The sequence below is a fragment of the Ercella succinigenes genome (genome assembly GCF_900002895.1).
On sequence record NZ_CDHP01000056.1, the window covers coordinates 56,575 to 76,361 of the forward strand.

Sequence of the window (19,787 nt, forward strand, 5' to 3'; positions counted from 1 at the left end):
GGAGACTATGCTATGTACGAAAAATATTCTGTGCTTTTTGTGGATGATGAAATTAATATACTAAGCTCTCTTCGAAGAGGGCTCATAGACGAGGAGTTTGCCTGCTATTTTGTGGGAAGTGGCAAAGAAGCTTTGGAGTTAATGGCAAAAAAACCTGTTCATGTAATAGTTTCAGACATGAGAATGCCAGAAATGACAGGATTGGCACTGCTTAAACAGGTCTCTGATCTATGGCCTAAAACTGTTAAAATTGTACTTTCCGGATATACTCAGATTCAACAAGTTTTAGCAACAATAAATCAGATAGATATTTTTAAATTTATTACTAAACCATGGGATCTTGATGATTTCATTCTCATAGTGCAGAAAGCCTTGGATTATTATATTCTCCAGGAAGAAAATGAAAAAAACAAAAAGACCCTTGAAGCACAGAATTTAGTTTATCAAAATATGTTAAAAAAAGTGGACGATGTAGTTGCTCATGCAAAAAATAGTACCGAACTCTTATGTATGATCGGAAAAGCTATCTATGGCTATGAAAAAAAACTTGATATTGAGCAAAGAATTAAATATGAAAACTTTTTTTCTATTGAGGATTCTCTATTTGATGCTTTTGGCAAAGCTGTCGTTAATGAAAAGAAAGAATATAACTCTTCTGAACTTGGTGAGACATTTTCAATATATATGAATGCATATTTTCCCAATGCCAAGCTGGAAATAGAAAACAACACAACAACTGCCAAAGTTCCTCTTAATATCAAACTTATAGAAGCAGCAATCCGTTCAATCAAACTCATTTTTAAGGAAGAATTAAAAGACTCTGCTCAAGCTGCGAAAATATCATTGAAAGATGAAAATCAAATTTCAATGTCTATCATTTTTCGCAGACCATCTACTCAAAACGAAGAAGAAAAAACCGAAGAAACCAGCCTGTTTGATATAAAGTTGGATTTTATAAATGAGGTAATTACAACGGCTATGTCCATGGTACAAATTGAATTTAATACTATGCAGATAGACAATAATATTGCGATTGTTTTTTCAAATCGATAGAAATTTAGTTTTAGTATTTTCAAGCTTATGCCGAATAAGCAGATTTATAAGTATTTTTTATATTAAGAGCAGTTTGCTTTCTCTTTTTTGAAGGCAATGTAGTGAAGATGCTCACTCTTCTGAACATATGTTCTTTGTTGTTGAAAACGACATAATTAGAATTTACAGAACATTTAACCACATATTTTGCTTTTCCGGTCTGATTTGTTTTTTCTAAATTAGTCCTTTTGTATTTTTGACCTTGATAATTGGACTTAAGATAATTGTGAAAACCGTATTCTGTACCTTTTTGTCTATTATTTTGAAAAAACAGATCATTATTTCTATATGTTTTTTTACCAGCGCCGAAACCTGACATATTTACTGCCAGATAATAAAGCTGCCTTCTTGCATCGTATTCCGCTTTTTGTATATATATATAAATCATTCCACCTGCTATTCCCGTTAAGAGCATCGATAACCAGAAAAATATATTTACTATCGGCATAACTATCATCCTATCCTTTCCTATTGCTTCTACTCACTTGTATTCTATTTGTATATGTTTTTGCAAAACAGAACATTTGTTCTTTAATTGAAATAATAACAAAATCTGCTTTTATTGTCAATACAAGAATGGCTTTCAAAATAAATTTCATCCTGTTTATGTGAGTATATTCTAAAAAAGCAGCCTGCTAAAAAATTAGCAGGCTGCCACAGTCAATTAAAATTCAGTTTATGATTTTTGTTAAATATCTTCTGCTCGATAAGACAAGTTGAGTTCTTCCAGATCTGTTCCCAATTGCCTGTACTTTACACCAGCATGATCCATCATTCTTTTTGAAGCTTTTACCGGATCGGTTTGTGCATATTTATCTGAAATATAGATTACTTCTCTTATCCCTGACTGAATTATAGCTTTACTACATTCATTGCAAGGGAAAAGAGGAACATATATTTTACAGTCTATCAGACTAAAGCCGATATTATTCAAAATAGCATTTAGCTCAGCATGACAAACATATGGATATTTTGTATCAAGAGAATCTCCTTCTCTCTCCCAGGGGAATTCATCATCACTGCAGCCTATCGGCATACCGTTATAACCTACAGAAATTATCTTATTTTGCTGGCTGACTATACAGGCTCCTACCTGAGTATTAGGATCCTTGCTTCGTTTTGCCGCCAGTAAGGCAATTCCCATAAAGTATTCATCCCAACTGATATAATCTGCTCTTTTTGCCATGATGCTTCCCTCCTGATATTGTTTTGCCAATAAGGGAAATTATATCAGATCAAACTGTCTAAATAAATCCTCGTAAGTGTCACGTCTTCTAATAAGTTTCGGATTCCCTTCAATATCAATAAGCACTTCTGCCGGACGTAATCTGTAATTGTAATTTGAACTCATAGCATATCCATAGGCACCGGCATCTAATACAGCAATAACATCACCGCGTGCTATTTCAGGCAGCTGACGATCTTTTGCCAGAATATCACCGCTTTCACAAATATTACCCACAATAGTCTGTGCTTTCGTATTCTCTTCCAAAACAACCTGACCTTCTCTATATACTTCAATATCATGCCATGAATCATACATTACAGGACGTGCAATAACATTAAACCCGATATCTGTTCCCGCATACTGCGTGCCGCCATTTTCTTTAAGAGCGTTTACCTTACCCAAAAGAACTCCACATTCAGCTGATATATATCTTCCAGGTTCAGTTTTGAACAAAATCTCTTGAGAGTATTCAGCAGCAAAGGAATTGATCATTGCTGACAGTTCACGACCCAAACGATCAAGGTCAAGTCTTTCCTGTCCATCCAATTTCTGATAAGGAATACCAAATCCACCACCAAAATCTATTAATTTCAACTCTTTGAACTGTGCTGCTATCTTCAAAAAGTGACTTACAGCTTCAAGATATGGCTCCGGCTCCATAAAAAGTGAGCCAATATGCTGATTTATGCCTTCAAGATGCAGATCATATTTATCAAGCAGATCATTAAGAGCATCTATTTTATCCATGCTGATACCAAATTTTGTCTTTTTGCCGGCAGTGACAACTTTCTCATGATGACCGGCACCCACTCCGGGGTTAATACGAACAGCAAGTCTGCCGCCTGGATTAATTTGTCCGAAAAGCTCTACCTGATCAAGAGAATCGCAACTGGTTAAAATATCACGATCAATTGCAAATTGCAGCTCTTCAGCACCTACATTGTTAGGAACAAAAAATATCTGGTCTGAAGTAAATCCTGCTTTCTCCAGAATCATGATTTCTCCAGGAGACATAGCATCTGCATACAATCCTTCTTCCCGTGCAATTTTAAGCAGGGAAAAATTACTGTTTGCCTTTATTGAATAATTAGCGGTAAAAGGCTGGCCTTGAACCAAGCTCTGCATATCTTTGCAGCGGTCACGAAAAATCTTCTCATTATACACATATAATGGGCTGCCAAATTGTTCAATCAGTTTATCCGGATTTGTCTGTCCAAAAAAATTGTTTTGCTTTGTAAATGAAAATCTAGTCATAAATTATTCTCTCCTACTGCTTTTAATAATATATTGCTTCCGTTCTTCATTAAAGGATAAAAACTGTTAATTTAATTATCTGTTTTTGATACTTGCTCCGAACCTAATCTGATCAGCTCTATCTCGTTCATCATAGCTTCCTTAAAAAGTGTGACCAAGGTCTGATTTTTTGAAAAAAGACAAGCCGGTTCACTACTGGTACCAATTTCTCCTGTCATGACCTGCTCAGAATCAACAATTAATCTGATCTGACCAGGCTTTCGTTTCATATGATAAATTGTCGCTCCAGCCAAAGATACAAAAGCATCTGTTATCAGAACCACCTTTAAGTCACGCTGTCTTGCATTTTTAAGTTCTGCCAATATACGATGTATCATCTCTGAATCCATCGCAGCATAAATCCTTAATTCAGCCTGGCTTATAAGATTTTTAATCTGATCAATAATATTTTGTTCTCCGCTGACTGTTATAAAAGGTTCAGCCGTATATTTTTGCTGTGGCATATTATATTCTATCCAGTCAATAATATCATTATACTGACGCTTTTTGTTACGGCAAAAGTCTGCTGCCGGAACCGCAATGTATTTTTGCACATCCCCTGCTATTTTGTGAGCAGCACCCTTTTCAACCAGACCCGACAAAGCCGGATAGGCATTTGATCTTGAGATGCCAGATAGTTTTGCCGCCTCATATCCGGTCATTGCTCCTTCTCTATGCATCAAAACATAAATCTCAGCTTCATGTCTGCTTAGACCAAGCATCATTAGCCTATCTGTTAATTGCAAAGTAAAATCTCCTTGCTTTATTTAGTAGTTCTATTTAGGAACACTATACACAAGGATAACAATAATGTCAAATTTTCAAGAAAAAATCCCAGGAAGCAGATCAGTTATAATCTACTTTCTGAGATTTGAAAACAAACTGGAATTAATAACGCCAACAGCGTTACTTACCTTGCTTTTTGCAACTCAACAACATGGATAACTTACATTTCAGCAAGCCACAGACCATGCAGGTTACAGTACTCATAAACAGCTATAGGGCCATCATCAACAATAAATTCTGCAACCGGGGCTTCACCTGGTTTAAGAGCTACACGTTGAGTACGATTTCCCTGAACCAGACAAATCCACTGAATATAATGTTCTTCAACCATTGGATGTGCTACACTACCTACCTCAACTTTTAGAGTATTACCGTTTTTAGTCAATACAGGCACATGCTTTTCTGTTGCTCCATCTGAAGTATTAGCTTTTAATAAATCCATGGGCTGTCCACAGCAAACCAGTTCGCCGCCACCATCTTCAATCATTCCAACTAGATTACCACATACACTGCAGCGATAAAAATCTTTTGATGCCATAATAGTATACCTCCAAAGTATTATTGTCCGTAAAACGGACGGCCTCTGTGAACTATTATATCAGAATGAGAATATATTAAAAACATGCTTATGTTAATTATTGGTAGAACCTCTATCTATCTTGTCATCAAGGGCTGCAATTTCAATAATCTGCCACTCTTTATATATTTTAGGAAGCTGCCAACTTTTAGCCCTACCAATGCCGAAAGGCAAGCGATATAGTATCAGAAGCAGCAGTAAAGATCCCAGGGATATCAGCATGCCTTTAATGAACCAGGGCGGGGTATATTTCATTTCTATTTCATGATCACCGGCCTGCAACCTAAATCCAAGCAAACCCTCATCAATAGCAATAGTTTCTACCTTTTCACCGTTTACCTTTACAGTCCAGCCTGTGTCATAAGGCATAGTCATGACAAAGACTCCGTCACGTGTTATTGATACATTCCCCTCTACTACTCTGCTTTTGAATTTAGTAATATTAAGTGCCTGACTTGATATCAAAGCCATCGATTGTTCAAATGCCTGCTCATCAAGGGAATAACTATAGAATTCAAATCTACTATCTTGTGGAGAATCAGTATCAAATAACAAATTCAGCTCTATATCGGCATCTGCCTCAACATAACCAAGATCTACCATTGTTGATCGTCTGGCATTAAAACTTATTCTCTCCCCATCAATCAGAAAATAGCCTTCTCTTGGTTGATTTGCAGTTACTTTAAGATAGGCGTATAAATTCTGAGAAACCGGATTGACTATCTTGATTCTGGCTGTAGATAACTGGTCACTGTTTGTTCTGTTGAACCTATAGACATTATTTGATTCCTCGAGAGTTATGTTCTCATGATCCGCCTCCTGTTGTTCAACAGGCATTAAAACACCCGGCAGACCTCCCAGAGCCTGCACCAGATTATTCTGGGCCTCAAGAGGATTTCCGGGAGCACTTTTCCAGGTAGTGACAGCCTCTGTCCCAAGATAACCAATCGGTAGAGCATAAGGGTTTTTATATACCGTAATATGATCGTTTTGCATAATCATCTGCCTGACTTGATCATTTACATTGCCAGATCTTCGCATAAGGTAGCGTATACCAAATAATGAATCAAGTACAATAGTAGAACCTTCATACTTATAGCTGTTTATGCCATTACTGTGGAACCCTAGATTTTCAAACATACTTACTGGTGCAGTAGCAGCAGTTGAAGAAAAAATAGATAAGCCGTTATATTGATAAAGATAAGGATCATTTGTAGTTTTGGGCGGCATTATTTCCATCCGGTAGAATAAATCTTCTTCCTCAGTCTCAATGCTTTTAATTGCAGTTCTGATTGCCTCCACCTGAGAACCACTGGCATACCCATCTCTGCTGGAATAATGCTCGGTTGTATCTATTGTGTGTACGGTTAGAAGCGTATTAACCAGCAGCTCTGCAACAACAATCAAGAGAAGAGCTCTTGATATATCTCTTAAGCTCATTTTCCGTGAACGGTCAATTGTAAGAACAGCTGCAAAAATAGCTAAAAATATTATTGTTGCATAAATGCTTAGTAAAGAAGGTTCAGTTTGATTTAGTTTTTGTCCAAGCAAGACAAGTATCATCAAACCAAGACAAACAGATCCTATAAAACGGCTGCCAACTTCTTTTAGCCAACCGGTCACAGGATAAAGCATCGCCAAAAGCAAGAAAATATAGACAAAAGAATTTCTGTACGGCAACTGATTCGGGAAATGCATACCATGCCAAATAAAGTTTAAGGTATTGATATTAAAACTTAATATCATGAAAATTATCAGAATAATATGAGCAAATTTTTCACGCAGACATATTCTTTTTGACAGAAAATAAATCGGCAGCAGAATCAAAATGAGAAGACCAGCATACATATTGGGCATGCCGTCTCTAATAGTTGGTGCCGGCAGCATCATATGCTGACCGATATAATCAAAAAGTTCATAATAATGGGCAACAGCATCCGGGAACTTGTCACCGGCAGCTGAAGTAAGCTGCAAAGAAAAAGTAGCAGTAAAACGGGAAAATAAATAGCGGTAAAAATACAGACGAAAAATGCTATGTAATAATTACTGGCAATCATCAATGCCAGACTGATACAATAAAGCAGATACCGGTTATCTCTCAAAAGTCTGACCAGGCCAAGCATTATAAGGGGCAAAAGATAAATCCCGTCCAGCCACATTATATTCCATGAATACGACAAAACATATGCAGAAAGAGCATACATTATCGAAAATGCAACAGCATAATGACCTTCCCGGGCATATGTACCGCGCAGGAATCTATAAAAACAAGCTCCTGCAAGACCTATTTTTACCAAAGTCAAAAACAAAATAGCTTCTGAAAGCATAGACGGTGGAAAAAATATTGTTAATACGTTAAGCGGGCTAGCCAGATAATATGCAAAGAGAGCATAAAAATTAGTGCCCAGTCCCCCAGACCAGCTATAAAACAACCCTTCTCCACTTCTCATTTTTTCCTGAAGTTCAGCAATAAAAGGGGCATATTGATGGAAAAGATCTATAGTAAGCAGATTTCTGTTACCAAAAGGAAAAATTCCACGGGTAGCATATGCAAGCCACATCATGAAGAATGGAATTGCAAACGAAAGGAGCGTGTAGCGATGCTCCTTCACTAATCTGCGGGGATTCATGCTTGCTTTTAAAGTAGTGATCCAAGATGACATTGCAAGATTCTCCTCGAAAAAAATTTGGTAAAATAACTATTACCAGCCTAATATCTCAAGGATTATATTAACACAAAATAAACCGTTTAGAATATAGAATATTATTTAGTAAAATGTCCTTTTATGTACAGATCAAAAACAAAGGTTGAAAGCAGTATACTTTCAACCTTTGTAAAATTTTTCCCGAAAAATCTTATCTGATATTCAAAGAACAATTGTAAACTTCTAGCCCCTTTTGCGAGTTGCTATATCAACCCATACAGCCAGCAGCAGAACAGTTCCTTTTACCAGGTATTGTTCAAATGAGCCCAGTCCATAAAGAGACATTCCATTATCAAGACTAGCCATAACCAAAGCACCTATAATAGCACCAATTATGGATCCTTCACCACCAAGAGTAGATGTTCCACCAATTATTGCCGATGCAATTACATCCATTTCCATGCCCTGACCACCAGATATAGCTGCTGCATTTAATCGGGAAGCATAACAGATACCAGCAACAGTTGTAACAAGCCCCATTAAAACAAAGATCATGAAATTTGTTTTCTTGATATTTATACCTGAGAGAATTGCAGCATCTTTATTACCGCCGATAGCATATACATGACGGCCGAAAGCTGTTTTAGTAGAAATAATTGTAAATACTATTACCGTCATACCAAGAATGAGAGCCAAGTAAGGTACACCTCTAAAGGAAGCAAGAACAAGTGATATTGCTATTATTACACCACTTATTAATAATATTTTGATCATAAAAAGACCAAAGCTCAGAGTTTGGAAGCCATAGGAAATTCTGGCAGATCTGCTTTTGAAGCTTAATATAAGATAAATTACCAGACAAACAGCTCCCAGAAGCAAGGCAGTTCCGTTTAATCCCATGCCTGGAAGAATGTCCGGCAGGTAATCCTGTCCGATTGCTCTGAATATCGCATTGTTTGGGGATAAAGACAAGCTGCCTGTTACTCCAATTACACCTCCACGGAACATCAACATACCGGCAAGAGTTACAATAAAAGCCGGAACTTGTCTGTAGGCAATCCAAAATCCTTGCCAGCAACCAAGTCCTATGCCGCAGATTAAAGTAATAAACAAAGAAAGCCAAACATTCAAGCCCTGTACAACAAGCATATTTGCAGCAATTGCTCCGGTAAGACCTACCAAAGAACCAATCGACAAATCAATATGACCTGCCACCATAACAAGGACAATACCGCATGCTGCAATACCTACTACAGCACTTTGTGTTAAAAGATTGGTCAAATTTCTGGGAGTAAGAAAATTACTTGTAAGCAACTGGAAAATCAGCCAGATGACGACAAGAGCTATTATCATGGTGTATTGACGAATATTACCACGTACAGATTTCATAATAGCAGAAAAAGGTGATTCATTATTGTGTTTTTTCTCTGTTAATTCAGCTTTCATTTGCTAGTTTACCTCCAGTCGCATAGTGCATAATTTTCTCCTGGCTTGCACCTTCCCAAAGCATTTCTCCAGTTAGTCTGCCTTCATGCATAACCATAATGCGATCACTCATGCCGATTATTTCCGGCAACTCAGAAGATATCATGATTATACAAACGCCCTGCTCAATCAGCTGATTCATAATATTGTAAATTTCAACTTTCGCACCAACATCTATTCCCCTTGTAGGCTCATCCATGATCATAACTTTGGGATTTGTAACAAGCCACTTTGCCAGTACTACTTTCTGCTGATTGCCACCGGAAAGATTCTTGGTCAACTGCTCAACCGATGGAGTTTTTGTGCGCAGTTCTCCTACATATCTTTCGGTTTGTTTAATTATTTCATTGTCATTGAGAAGAAATTTCTTTTTAAATCTTTTAAAAGATGCCAAAGCCGTATTAAACTTTATATCCTGACGTAAAACCAGACCATATCTTTTTCTATCTTCAGAAATATATGCTATACCAGAATTAATCGCATCTTCAGGATTTTTGATAACAATCTTTTTCCCCTCGAGAATCAACTCGCCTTTAATTCCTACACCATAAGCACCAAAAATACTCATTACAAGTTCAGTACGTCCGGCTCCCATCAGACCTGCAATCCCCAAAATCTCCCCTTTTCTTAAGTCAAAGGAAACATTATCGATCAAAACCTTGTCTGGCAATTCCGGATTATGAACAGTCCAGTTGCGAACTGACATAACAACTTCCCCCGCCTTATGTTCCTTACGTGGAAATAACTGTGTCAATTCGCGTCCCACCATATAAGATATTAATTTTTCTTCATTTATATCTTTTGTTTTTTGTGTGGTTATTGTTTTACCATCCCGCAAAACAGTTACTGTATCAGCTATTCTGAAAACTTCACCCAGCTTATGCGAAATATAAATGCAGGTAACTCCTTTTTGTTTAAGCTCGTGCAGAATCTCAAGAAGATTATCTGTTTCTTTTTCTGTTAATGCAGCAGACGGTTCATCCAGAATAAGCAGATCTGCTCTTTTTGAAATCGCTTTTGCAATTTCAACCAGCTGCTGTTTTCCTACACCTAAATTTATTACTCTGGTTGTAGGACTCAAATCAAGATGTACTTCTTTTAAAACATCTGCTGTTTTTTTATAAGTCTCTGCTTCATTAAGCAAGCCTCGATTAGTAATTTCTGATCCAAGATAAATATTTTCAGCGATTGTCATTTGTTTAACCAGAGCAAGCTCCTGATAAATAATGGCAATACCTTTATGTTCGCTATTTTTAATATTATGAAATTTTTGCACTTCACCATTAAAAACGATATCACCATCATATGTTCCATACTGGTAGATACCGCTCAAAACTTTCATCAGGGTTGATTTGCCAGCACCGTTTTCACCGACAAGAGCATGAATCTCTCCACGTTCAACCTGGAAAGTAACATCATCGAGGGCTCGAACACCTGGAAATTCTTTTGTAATGCTCTTCATTTCTAAAATATAGTCAGCCATGTTCCCTCCCCACCTAACAGAATTACTTTTCTGTATAACTAACCTGTATATGATTACTAATATTGTTTATTTTTTTGTTACAATATTTACTATTTTTAATATAGCCGTCTGCCCGATGCAAATCAGACAGACAGCTACTAATACAAGATCAGATCTATCGTGGTTTATTGGTAAACATCTGCTTCAGCAAGATATCCGCTGTCTATAAGTATACTTTTTAGATTATTTGCATCTACTGCAACAGGAGTAAGTAGAACTGACGGAATATCTTTAACACCGTTATTTACAACTTGTCCCTTTGTATCTATTGTTTCGCCATCATGCATTTTCTGAGCAATTCTTATGGCTTCTTTACCGAGTTCACGTGTATCTTTGAAAACAGTCATTGACTGTTCACCGGCAACTATACGCTGTGCTGCTGCCAGTTCTGCATCCTGACCTGTTACAACGACTTTTCCAGCCAGACCTTCTTTGTTTAAGGCCTGAATTGAACCACCGGCTGTACCGTCATTAGGAGCAAGTATTCCAGCAATATCTGTGCTCTTATTCAAAGCTGCTTCTGTATGATTCATTGCCTCTTCTGCTTTCCAGTCCTGACAAGCCTGTTCATTCAGAACAACGTAATCTCCACTGTCAATCTTAGGCTGCAGTTTGCTCATAGCACCTTCTTTGAACAGTTTGGCATTATTATCCTCAGGGTCTCCTGAAAGAATAACTATATTTCCACTATCTACATTATTAACGAAATATTCACCCTGTAATTCTCCAACCTTTACATTGTCAAAGGACAAGTACAGATCGAGTTTGTCTGTAGCTGTAATCAGACGGTCATAAGAAATAACTTTTACACCACTGGCAACAGCATCTTCAACTATAGCTGCGGCTGCGGCTGCATCATGAGGTGCAATAATCAAAACATCAATACCCTCTGATATCATGTTTTCACACTGTGATTTTTGCTTTTGTGCATCAAGATCAGCAATATTACTGACATATGCTATACCAGCATCTTCACATGCTTTTTCCATAGTTTCCTTATCACGTGCCCAGCGTTCTTCCTGCAAAGTTGGTATAGAAATACCGATTTTCAGAACACCATCATCTTTTTTGTCTTTACTGCATCCAGCAATTAAAGACAAACCCATTGACATAACTAGTGCGAATGCTGCAAATCTGACAATTCTCTTCATGCCATTGACCTCCTTAAGATAAGTAAGAATTTACTCAGGCAGTTACTTTTTTCTGCCTGCGGTCATACTATCACAGGAGAATCTGGACATACTTGCTCAGATTCTGGCATTTTCGAATATTATTTTTGCTAATTGTTTTCAAAAAGTTTTTTTATGGCAATAAAATGCTAATTGCAAAATAGTACTATTGTCTTTTTTATAATTTTCAAGAATTTTTTCATATCCGGGTTATGAATGATTATTTCGTTCCGGCCAGTTTGCCTGCGGTACATTTCTATAAACATCTCTCAAAGAATGAAATCCACTGTCAATAATTTCTTCAAGCAAATTATCTTTTGTTACCGTTATCGGCATAATTCTATAATATGGCACATCATATTTTCCGTCATTCATTTTATCGTTTGCCGGTGCATCTTGATTGGCGGCCAGGCTAACTGCAGATCTGGCTGCTATTTGTGCCAAACTGTCAATTGGTTTATAAACAGTCATCAACTGTGAACCCTCAGCTATTCTCTGACATGCATCCAGATCAGCATCTTGACCCGTAACTAAAACTTTTCCCGATTGCTTATGCATAGCAAGTGCTCTGATTGCCGCTCCGGCCAAAGCATCATTCCCGCAAAAAATACCATCAAATTCCATACCATCGTCGAGCCATGATTTTACTTTTACATATGCATCATCTGCACTCCAGTTTTCAGCAAAATCTTCGAATATTATCTCACACTCAGGATAAAGACTCAGAACTTCTTCTATACCCTGATTCACAAGTTCGACATTATTATCCTCACGGGACCCTTTGATCATCGCAAATTTCCCACTTGGATTTTCTGATAGCATGGAATGAGCCATAAGCCGTCCTACTTCTACATTATCAAAGGAAACATACAAATCAACATCAGCATTTTTAATAAGACGATCATAAGCAATAACCTGGATGCCTTTGCTTTGTGCCAACGATACCTCATCAACCAGTTGTTCATCATCAATTGAAATTATAACCAGCACATCTACCTCTTTACTTATCAGATAGCGAATCTGGCTTTGTTGTTCCTCTGCATCACTTGTAGCATTCTGTACGATCACTTCCGCCCCCAAAGCATTAGCTGTTGAAACGAAAACGTCACGATCTCGGATCCAGCGATCCAAAACAAGAGTATCCATTGACAATCCAATCACAGGAACTTGTAAATTATCTTTTTTTTCATTTTCTTTTTCGTCATCATCTTCTTTACAAGCTGATAAAGTCAACAAAGAAAAAACTATTAGCAAAGCCAGCATAATGCATATGTTTTTTTGGGATTTATTCATATCGACCTCCGGCCAAAGCACTGATCTGCTTTCCATTTTGGTATCTCTATTTTGTGCTGTTATCTATATTCTGAAGGTGTTTTGCCAATAATTTTTTTAAAAATCCTGCTGAAATAATTTGGATCTGCATACCCGGAATTACTGCTTATTTCTTTAATCGACTGATCCGTATTTCTTAGCAAGTCCATAGCCTTTCTCATTCTCAGATCGGTAAGATAATCTATAAAAGTCATTCCTACTTGAGAACTGAACAATCTGCTAAAATAATGAGGGCTGAGAGATATCTCTTCAGCAGTACTTTCCAGAGATAATCTGGAATTATGAAAATTATCTGCAATATATTTTTTTGCCTGTTCAATCATATCAGTTGCAGTCCTGTTTCGAACACCGGCAATCAAATCGCAAACCTGACGTATTTGTATATGAGCCAGATCTTTTATTTCCTCAGCATTTTGCATCACAGCTATTTGGCAAAAATCAAGATTACTATTAATCACACTTTGCCTTTTTTGCCTCTCCTGTTCAGTTAATACAATAAGCGGCATAAGCCTGTTTTTTAACTGATCTAAAGGCAGCACCTGCATACAGCTAAAAAGATCGTCAAAGAGCAAACAGCTTAATTCTGCGTCTGCTCCTCTGAGAGCATCAAAGTATTGCTTTTCCAGCATATCATAATTTTTCATATCAGATGAACTTTTGATCAAATCCTTATATAGAAAAAGGTTTCCTGCAATTGCATACTGTGCTGCTTGTGCTGATTCCTGCCATGCCTGATGCAAATGCTCAATAGTATCACATGGGTTGCTAATACCAATTCTAACCGCAACATTTAGTCTTTCTGTAATTTTATCTATAATTTTTCTGCCAAGATAAACAGAACGCAGATTCAATGCTGTTAGCATTTCAGGTTCAACCGGCAAAAAAATAACTATGCGGTTCAGAAGCAGTGATCCCACAAGACAGGCATGAACAGATTTAATAATTTCACGTAAAGTCTGATAATTACGATGTAGTCTCACATGGCTGCCGATACGGTTTTGCATTTGACCGTTTTCATCACCTTGTTCACCAAATTCCAATGTCATAACAATGCCGTGAACTCCATTTATATCAAGCATTTCCAGATATCTTCCCAAATCCTGCTGTCCACTTTCAGGAAATAAAAGAGCATGTATAAAGCCGGTTTCAAGAACACCTATTACATTTTCAAGCTTTTCACGCATTGCCAGATCATCGTAACGGCGTTGACGATATTGATCGACCTGGCTGATAGCACCATCAATTGTCTGAATAATACGAGACTTATTTACAGGCTTCATCAAATATTCATATACTCCAAGATTTATTGCCTGTTTAGCATAATCAAATTTATCAAAAGCTGTCAGCAAAATAATAACCACAGAAGGCAAAAAATCACGAATCGTTCGAATAGCATCAATACCATTAATACCAGGCATGCTAATATCCATCAATATAATGTCCGGATGATTTGCCTCCGCTCTGGCAATAGCCTCCCGACCTGATTTGGCAGTCTCCACTCTGCACTCATCCTCATACTGTTTTTTAAAAATTATCTGGAGAGAATCCAACACAATCTGTTCATCATCTACAATTAGCAGCCGATACATATTTTCTCCTCACTCTGCTTTTTGATTTTTTTCTGAAAATGATCTTATATTATTTTCATTTAAGGGAATTCTGAGATATATCTGAGAGCCTTTGATTTTTCCACCTGATTTAATCTGCATAATTTGCTCCTGACGATAAAAAAGCTTAAGTCTATTAATAACATTACTAAGTGCAATTCCGGCTCCATATTCTTTATTTATTGAATCAAGGTTTCTTCTTTTATCTGAAACAAGCTCCTTCTCTCTGTGATTCTCAGACACAACCAGTTCCTCAGGGCCTGCCTGCATCAACAAACTGATTGTTTCTGATTTAAATCCAGCACCGTTATCACTTATACATACAATGACATGTTCTTCATCTCTTTCAACCTTTATAGAAATAAGCCCTCCCTGTTCAACATCTTTTAATCCATGGGCAAAAGCATTCTCAACTATAGGTTGTAAAATGAGGCTGGGCATTCTTATATTAAGACAGGATTCATCAATTTCCTGAGTATAATCAAAACGATCTGCAAAACGAACCTTTTGTATGTAAATATAGTGCCTTACCATTTCTATTTCATTTTTAAGAGTAGCATCATAATCAAATATCTTGATATTGTAGCGGTAGAAATCTGCGATATTTTCTACCAGCTCAGTTGTGCGGTCAGCACCTTCTATCATGGCAAGCTGAGCACCGGCATTAAGTGCATTAAAAAGAAAATGGGGGTTTATCTGAGCCTGCATATTTTTCAGTCTTGCTTCCTGCAGATAATTCTGCATAGTCAGCTCCTGCTGCTTATGTCTGCTTTCTTTTATTGTGTTCTCTCTAATCTGAACAACATATTCACGCAGACTCAGCACCATGCCATGAAATGATTTTGCCAGTATGCTCAGCTCATCTTTAGTACCTACAAAGACCTCTTCTACTTCAAGATTACCACGCGCCACTTCCTCTGCCTGATGCGCAAGCTGAACCACCGGTCTGGTTATTCGAAGAGTTGTTACAAGAACAATCATTGTATTTGTAATCAGTACAACAGCCACAATAATTAAATCAAGCAGCTCAACAGTATTCAAAACTCTGCCCATATTATGGTAATTATCATAATTTTGTTGAAACTGAACCGTATTAAGTCTGGAAATATAATCATTTATATATCCATAAATGATTCTCGCTTCATCAAAATGTGAAATATATTGTTCAATATTACGCCCACGTTTAGCTGAAATTGCCTGTTCAGTTTCATCAAGCCAAGACATAATCATATTGCGAATATTCAGTTCAAGCAGACCTGCTTCAGAATCAATTATTTCATCATTAAGAATATCCATTGACTTCATCAGGTTTTCGCGTTCTTTATAATAATTCTCCAAAGCAGTTGAGCTTCTTGTAGAAAGATAGCTTTCAGTGTGTTCTTCTACTTTAGCAATAACCTGACCTAGTTCAAACAAATCAGCATTGCTCTGATAAGTTTCATTTATACGGTTAACAATAGAATTTATCGACATAACATTGTAGACCGTAGTCAATCCCAACAACATACTGGTGAGAAGAATAGGAATGAGCAGCCTTTTTTGCAAAGAATTAACGGTAAAAGCACGTTTGATACGGTTTAGTATCCGAATGCCCTTGCTCATTGTGTCTCCTCCTGACGGTCTGAAATATAACTATCAACCGAATCCTGATCAATTACAATCAGTCTCGAAGGTATGTACTCGCTGGCTCTATTTGCAGTTTTTATTTCATTTAAAGCTTTGATGCTATCATAACCAATCTGCCAGGCATCAGAAGATATTACAGAATAAATAATCCCACTTTTTACATATTCAAGCACAGCTGCATTATCTTGATATCCGATAACAGCAACCTGGTCAGTCTGATTAAAATCAACCAGTGCTTCAACGCAACGCAATGTATCTTGAACATTAAGGCATAATATAGTGTCAAGCGGTCTTTGATCAAGCAGCAGATCGCGTATTGCTTCTTCAGCACTAAATGCACTAGCTCTGCTAACCTCCACCGTACTAAGGTTAATTTCCGGCCAGCTCTCAAGATAATCCTGTATACCAGAAAGAATTATATTCTCTGAAATATTACTTCTCTCAGGGTCGTCACCGATAAGTAAAACTACATCCCGCGATTTTTCATGGGAAGCAAGTAATTTGCCAAAAGTCTGTCCCAGATTAAAACTATTCACTCCTATAAAACTATGCCTCTGACTTGAAGGAGAATCGTATTCCATCGTAACTACAGGAATATTTCTGTTAACAGCCTTATCTATTATGTTAGCAGCACCATCTGGGTCTGTCACGCAGGTTGCAATACCGTCCGATCTTGCTGCAATTGCTCTATCAAGGTAAGTAATTGATTGATCGGAAGTAAATTGCGCCGATCCCACTAATTCAATAACCGCATCAGACTCTTTGGCTGCAGCTCTTGCACCGGCATAAGCTTCCTGCCAGAATGATGAATCTATATCTTCCGCAATCATTACATAATGATATGTATAAGACTGGCCGGCTTCTTTTTGAGCCAGATCATCCATTAATTTCAATCTGATATAACTCATCATAATTAAAGATACAGAAGTGACTGCAATCAAAATAAAAAGCATTATTATTTGTATTCTTGAAGGTTTTTTGGCTTTTTTTGACATTTTAGTTACCCAATCTATTTTTAAGCAATATTTTTTGGATAATTCACACAATAACTGCTGTTATTATAACGATTCAGTTACAATCGAACAAGTAGTTGTTTTTTCCTTGAATTAGCTGTTTCATTATGCTATTTTATACCTTGTAACGCCTTTTTACTATTATTGAATATATTCTTACGATATCGTTATCAACACGCCAAGGAGTGAAGACATGTTATCTTTAAAGTCCTGCGATCCTTTATTAAAAGCACCTTTTGCTTTCGCGGTTCATGAAATAACAGGCGATAAACAAGATAAGAATTTGTCTTTATTTACTGTTAAGGCAAATCCAGGATATCGGCATTTACTTAGTCTTTCTGCCAAAGATGATCTCAATAAAACAGATCTATTTTATCTTTCCTCGGTATTTTCGGATAGAGAATACTGGCTTGAATTGTTTTACAGGGCAGCATATGAAGGTGCTGTTCATGATAATGAATATCTCTCAGCAGAATTGAATTGCTGGTTGCATGTGAATGTATACCAGGTGGAAGTTGGTTTTTTTGCAACAGTAATTATGCCTTTAAACACTAATGGCAGCAGATCAGTCGAAGCTGATCTTATTTTTAAGGTTAATCCGGATATGGTCTGCGTACATGATTATGATGGATTCTTTTACAAAATAAATCCTGCTTTTGAAACTGTACTTGGTGGTGATATCACTAGTGTTTCAGACAAAACAATTTATGACTATATTTTGTTAGAAGATATTGAGACAACAAGACATGCTATGGATAATTTAAGGCAGTTGGAACCGGTTAGGAATTTTATCAATAGATATCAGGGAGCAGACAATAAACTATACTACTTTGAATGGAATGCGATTTCTGATGAGAAATATGTATATGCTATTGCCCGTGATATTACAGAAAGATTCGAGCAGCAGGAAAAGCTAGAGCGCTTGACTCTGGAAAAAGATATTATTTTTAACAGTTCACAGACTGCCATGTTTTTGATGGAAGCAGGATCTGATGGGCAAATACGTTATATACGTGATAATCTTGCCAATCAGCAGTTATTTGCACCTATCTGTGCTAATATTACAGGCAAAAGCCCTTGCGATGTTTTTGGTGAAAAACGTGGACAGATAGTAGAAGATTATTGCAGGCAATGTCTGCAGGAAGTAAAACCTCTTGAATATGATTTCCAGATAAATCTTAATTACGAAACAGTTTATCTTCAAATCAGCTTAACGCCTGTTTTTTTTGATCAGGATAGAATTTTTATCGTCGGTTCAATTATAGATCTTACTCAGGAGAAAAAGACACAGCAAAAGATCAGCTTTCTTAGTTTTCATGATCAGCTCACAGGTCTTTATAATCGTCATTTTTATGAAGAAGAAGTCTATAGACTTGACCGTGAACGTAATTTACCTCTTGCAGTGATACAGGCAGATGTTAATGGCTTGAAATTAACCAATGATGCATTCGGACATACTACCGGCGACCGGCTTATAAAAGCCGCTGCAAATGTCCTTAAAGATGCCTGTCGTGCCGATGATATAGTTGCAAGGCTAGGTGGTGACGAATTTATAGTATTGCTACCAAAGACAGATCATAATGGCGTAGAAGCAATAGTCACCAGAATGAGAGAAAAAATAGATGAATGCTTTATTGATTCTATCCCTCTTTCAATTTCACTTGGCTGGGCAGTAAAAAAAGATATGCGCGAAGATATCGCAGACATAATGAAGCAGGCAGAAGATTATATGTATAGACGTAAACTGAACGAAAGTCCTGAAATGCGCAGCAAAACAGTTCAGTCTATTATGTCAAGATTAAGTGAAAACTGCATTATAGAAAAAAGCCACTCAGAAAATGTCGGGAAATTAGCAGTTATGCTTGGACGAGAGTATGACTTGCCCGATTCCGATTTATCTGATTTATATTTACTTGGACAATTGCATGATATAGGTAAAATAGATGTAGATCCTGAAATTATTAATAAACCAGACGTCTTGAACGAAGATGAATGGATAGCAATGAAAAAACATCCGGAAGTAGGATACAGAATACTTAGCACCGTAAATGACCTGGCAGAAATTGCAGATTATGTACTTGCTCATCATGAAAGATGGGATGGTACCGGTTATCCAAGACGCCTTGCGGCATATCAGATTCCTCTGCAGTCTCGCATAATCGCTATTGCAGACGCCTATGATGCCATGACAAGCCCTAAGCCTTATCGAAAGGCGTTAAGTAAGGAAGAAGCAATAGAGGAATTAAAAAAAGCCGCCGGTATGCAGCTTGATCCTGATCTGACAGTATTATTCATTGATGCCTTAAAGGAAAATAACTCCCTGTAAATATTTTGTTTTGCAGGCAAAATAAAGGGGTTGTCTTATGACAACCCCTTTTATTAATACTTCTGATTGCTAATTTTTAAATCAAC

At 37.1% G+C, this 19,787-nt stretch carries 14 protein-coding genes and 1 pseudogene; 2 read left to right on the plus strand and 13 right to left on the minus strand.

Annotated features, from left to right (window positions below):
• The first annotated feature begins 12 nt into the window (after positions 1-12).
• The gene (locus AC0KSB_RS12170; protein WP_472309637.1) at positions 13-1,053 is read left to right on the plus strand and encodes a response regulator; all 1,041 of its coding nucleotides are present in this window, start codon (positions 13-15) and stop codon (positions 1,051-1,053) included.
• A gap of 25 nt (positions 1,054-1,078) precedes the next feature.
• Here AC0KSB_RS12170 and AC0KSB_RS12175 read toward each other — a convergent pair whose 3' ends face one another.
• The 13 genes and pseudogenes from AC0KSB_RS12175 to AC0KSB_RS12235 all read right to left on the minus strand — a co-directional run bounded on the left by AC0KSB_RS12175 (position 1,079) and on the right by AC0KSB_RS12235 (position 17,357).
• Positions 1,079-1,540: a hypothetical protein gene (locus tag AC0KSB_RS12175; RefSeq protein WP_472309639.1), complete on the minus strand. Its 462-nt coding sequence runs from the start codon at positions 1,538-1,540 to the stop codon at positions 1,079-1,081.
• A gap of 240 nt (positions 1,541-1,780) precedes the next feature.
• Entirely contained in the window at positions 1,781-2,278 is a 498-nt protein-coding gene (locus AC0KSB_RS12180) for a deoxycytidylate deaminase (protein WP_472309641.1), read from the minus strand.
• A 39-nt stretch (positions 2,279-2,317) separates the two neighbouring features.
• Positions 2,318-3,574 carry a diaminopimelate decarboxylase gene (gene lysA, locus AC0KSB_RS12185; protein WP_472309643.1) on the minus strand — a complete coding sequence of 419 codons (1,257 nt, stop codon included), beginning with the start codon at positions 3,572-3,574 and terminating at the stop codon, positions 2,318-2,320.
• Positions 3,575-3,645: 71 nt separating this feature from the next.
• On the minus strand, positions 3,646-4,359 hold the full coding sequence (locus tag AC0KSB_RS12190; RefSeq protein ID WP_472309645.1) for a TrmB family transcriptional regulator: 714 nt from the start codon (positions 4,357-4,359) through the stop codon (positions 3,646-3,648).
• 200 nt (positions 4,360-4,559) lie between these two features.
• The gene (locus AC0KSB_RS12195; protein ID WP_472309647.1) at positions 4,560-4,937 is read right to left on the minus strand and encodes a desulfoferrodoxin; all 378 of its coding nucleotides are present in this window, start codon (positions 4,935-4,937) and stop codon (positions 4,560-4,562) included.
• A 93-nt stretch (positions 4,938-5,030) separates the two neighbouring features.
• Positions 5,031-7,639, minus strand: a pseudogene (locus AC0KSB_RS12200) (YfhO family protein).
• Between the two features lie 225 nt (positions 7,640-7,864).
• Complete coding sequence (locus tag AC0KSB_RS12205; RefSeq protein ID WP_472309649.1) at positions 7,865-9,067, minus strand: sugar ABC transporter permease; 1,203 nt, start codon at positions 9,065-9,067, stop codon at positions 7,865-7,867.
• Positions 9,057-10,589 carry a xylose ABC transporter ATP-binding protein gene (locus tag AC0KSB_RS12210; protein WP_472309651.1) on the minus strand — a complete coding sequence of 511 codons (1,533 nt, stop codon included), beginning with the start codon at positions 10,587-10,589 and terminating at the stop codon, positions 9,057-9,059. The genes AC0KSB_RS12205 and AC0KSB_RS12210 overlap by 11 nt, the downstream gene beginning before the upstream one ends.
• 164 nt (positions 10,590-10,753) lie before the next feature.
• On the minus strand, positions 10,754-11,779 hold the full coding sequence (locus AC0KSB_RS12215) for a sugar ABC transporter substrate-binding protein (RefSeq protein WP_472309653.1): 1,026 nt from the start codon (positions 11,777-11,779) through the stop codon (positions 10,754-10,756).
• A 228-nt stretch (positions 11,780-12,007) separates the two neighbouring features.
• On the minus strand, positions 12,008-13,090 hold the full coding sequence (locus tag AC0KSB_RS12220) for a sugar ABC transporter substrate-binding protein (protein ID WP_472309655.1): 1,083 nt from the start codon (positions 13,088-13,090) through the stop codon (positions 12,008-12,010).
• Positions 13,091-13,149: 59 nt separating this feature from the next.
• Positions 13,150-14,718, minus strand: coding sequence for a response regulator (locus tag AC0KSB_RS12225; RefSeq protein WP_472309657.1), 1,569 nt, complete (start codon positions 14,716-14,718; stop codon positions 13,150-13,152).
• A gap of 9 nt (positions 14,719-14,727) precedes the next feature.
• Complete coding sequence (locus tag AC0KSB_RS12230; RefSeq protein WP_472309659.1) at positions 14,728-16,338, minus strand: sensor histidine kinase; 1,611 nt, start codon at positions 16,336-16,338, stop codon at positions 14,728-14,730.
• The gene (locus AC0KSB_RS12235) at positions 16,335-17,357 is read right to left on the minus strand and encodes a sugar ABC transporter substrate-binding protein (RefSeq protein WP_472309661.1); all 1,023 of its coding nucleotides are present in this window, start codon (positions 17,355-17,357) and stop codon (positions 16,335-16,337) included. Before AC0KSB_RS12235 ends, AC0KSB_RS12230 begins: the two co-directional genes overlap by 4 nt.
• Before the next feature lie 211 nt (positions 17,358-17,568).
• Here AC0KSB_RS12235 and AC0KSB_RS12240 point away from each other — a divergent pair, with 211 nt between their 5' ends.
• The gene (locus AC0KSB_RS12240) at positions 17,569-19,701 is read left to right on the plus strand and encodes an HD domain-containing phosphohydrolase (protein ID WP_472309663.1); all 2,133 of its coding nucleotides are present in this window, start codon (positions 17,569-17,571) and stop codon (positions 19,699-19,701) included.
• The last annotated feature ends 86 nt before the right edge of the window (positions 19,702-19,787 follow it).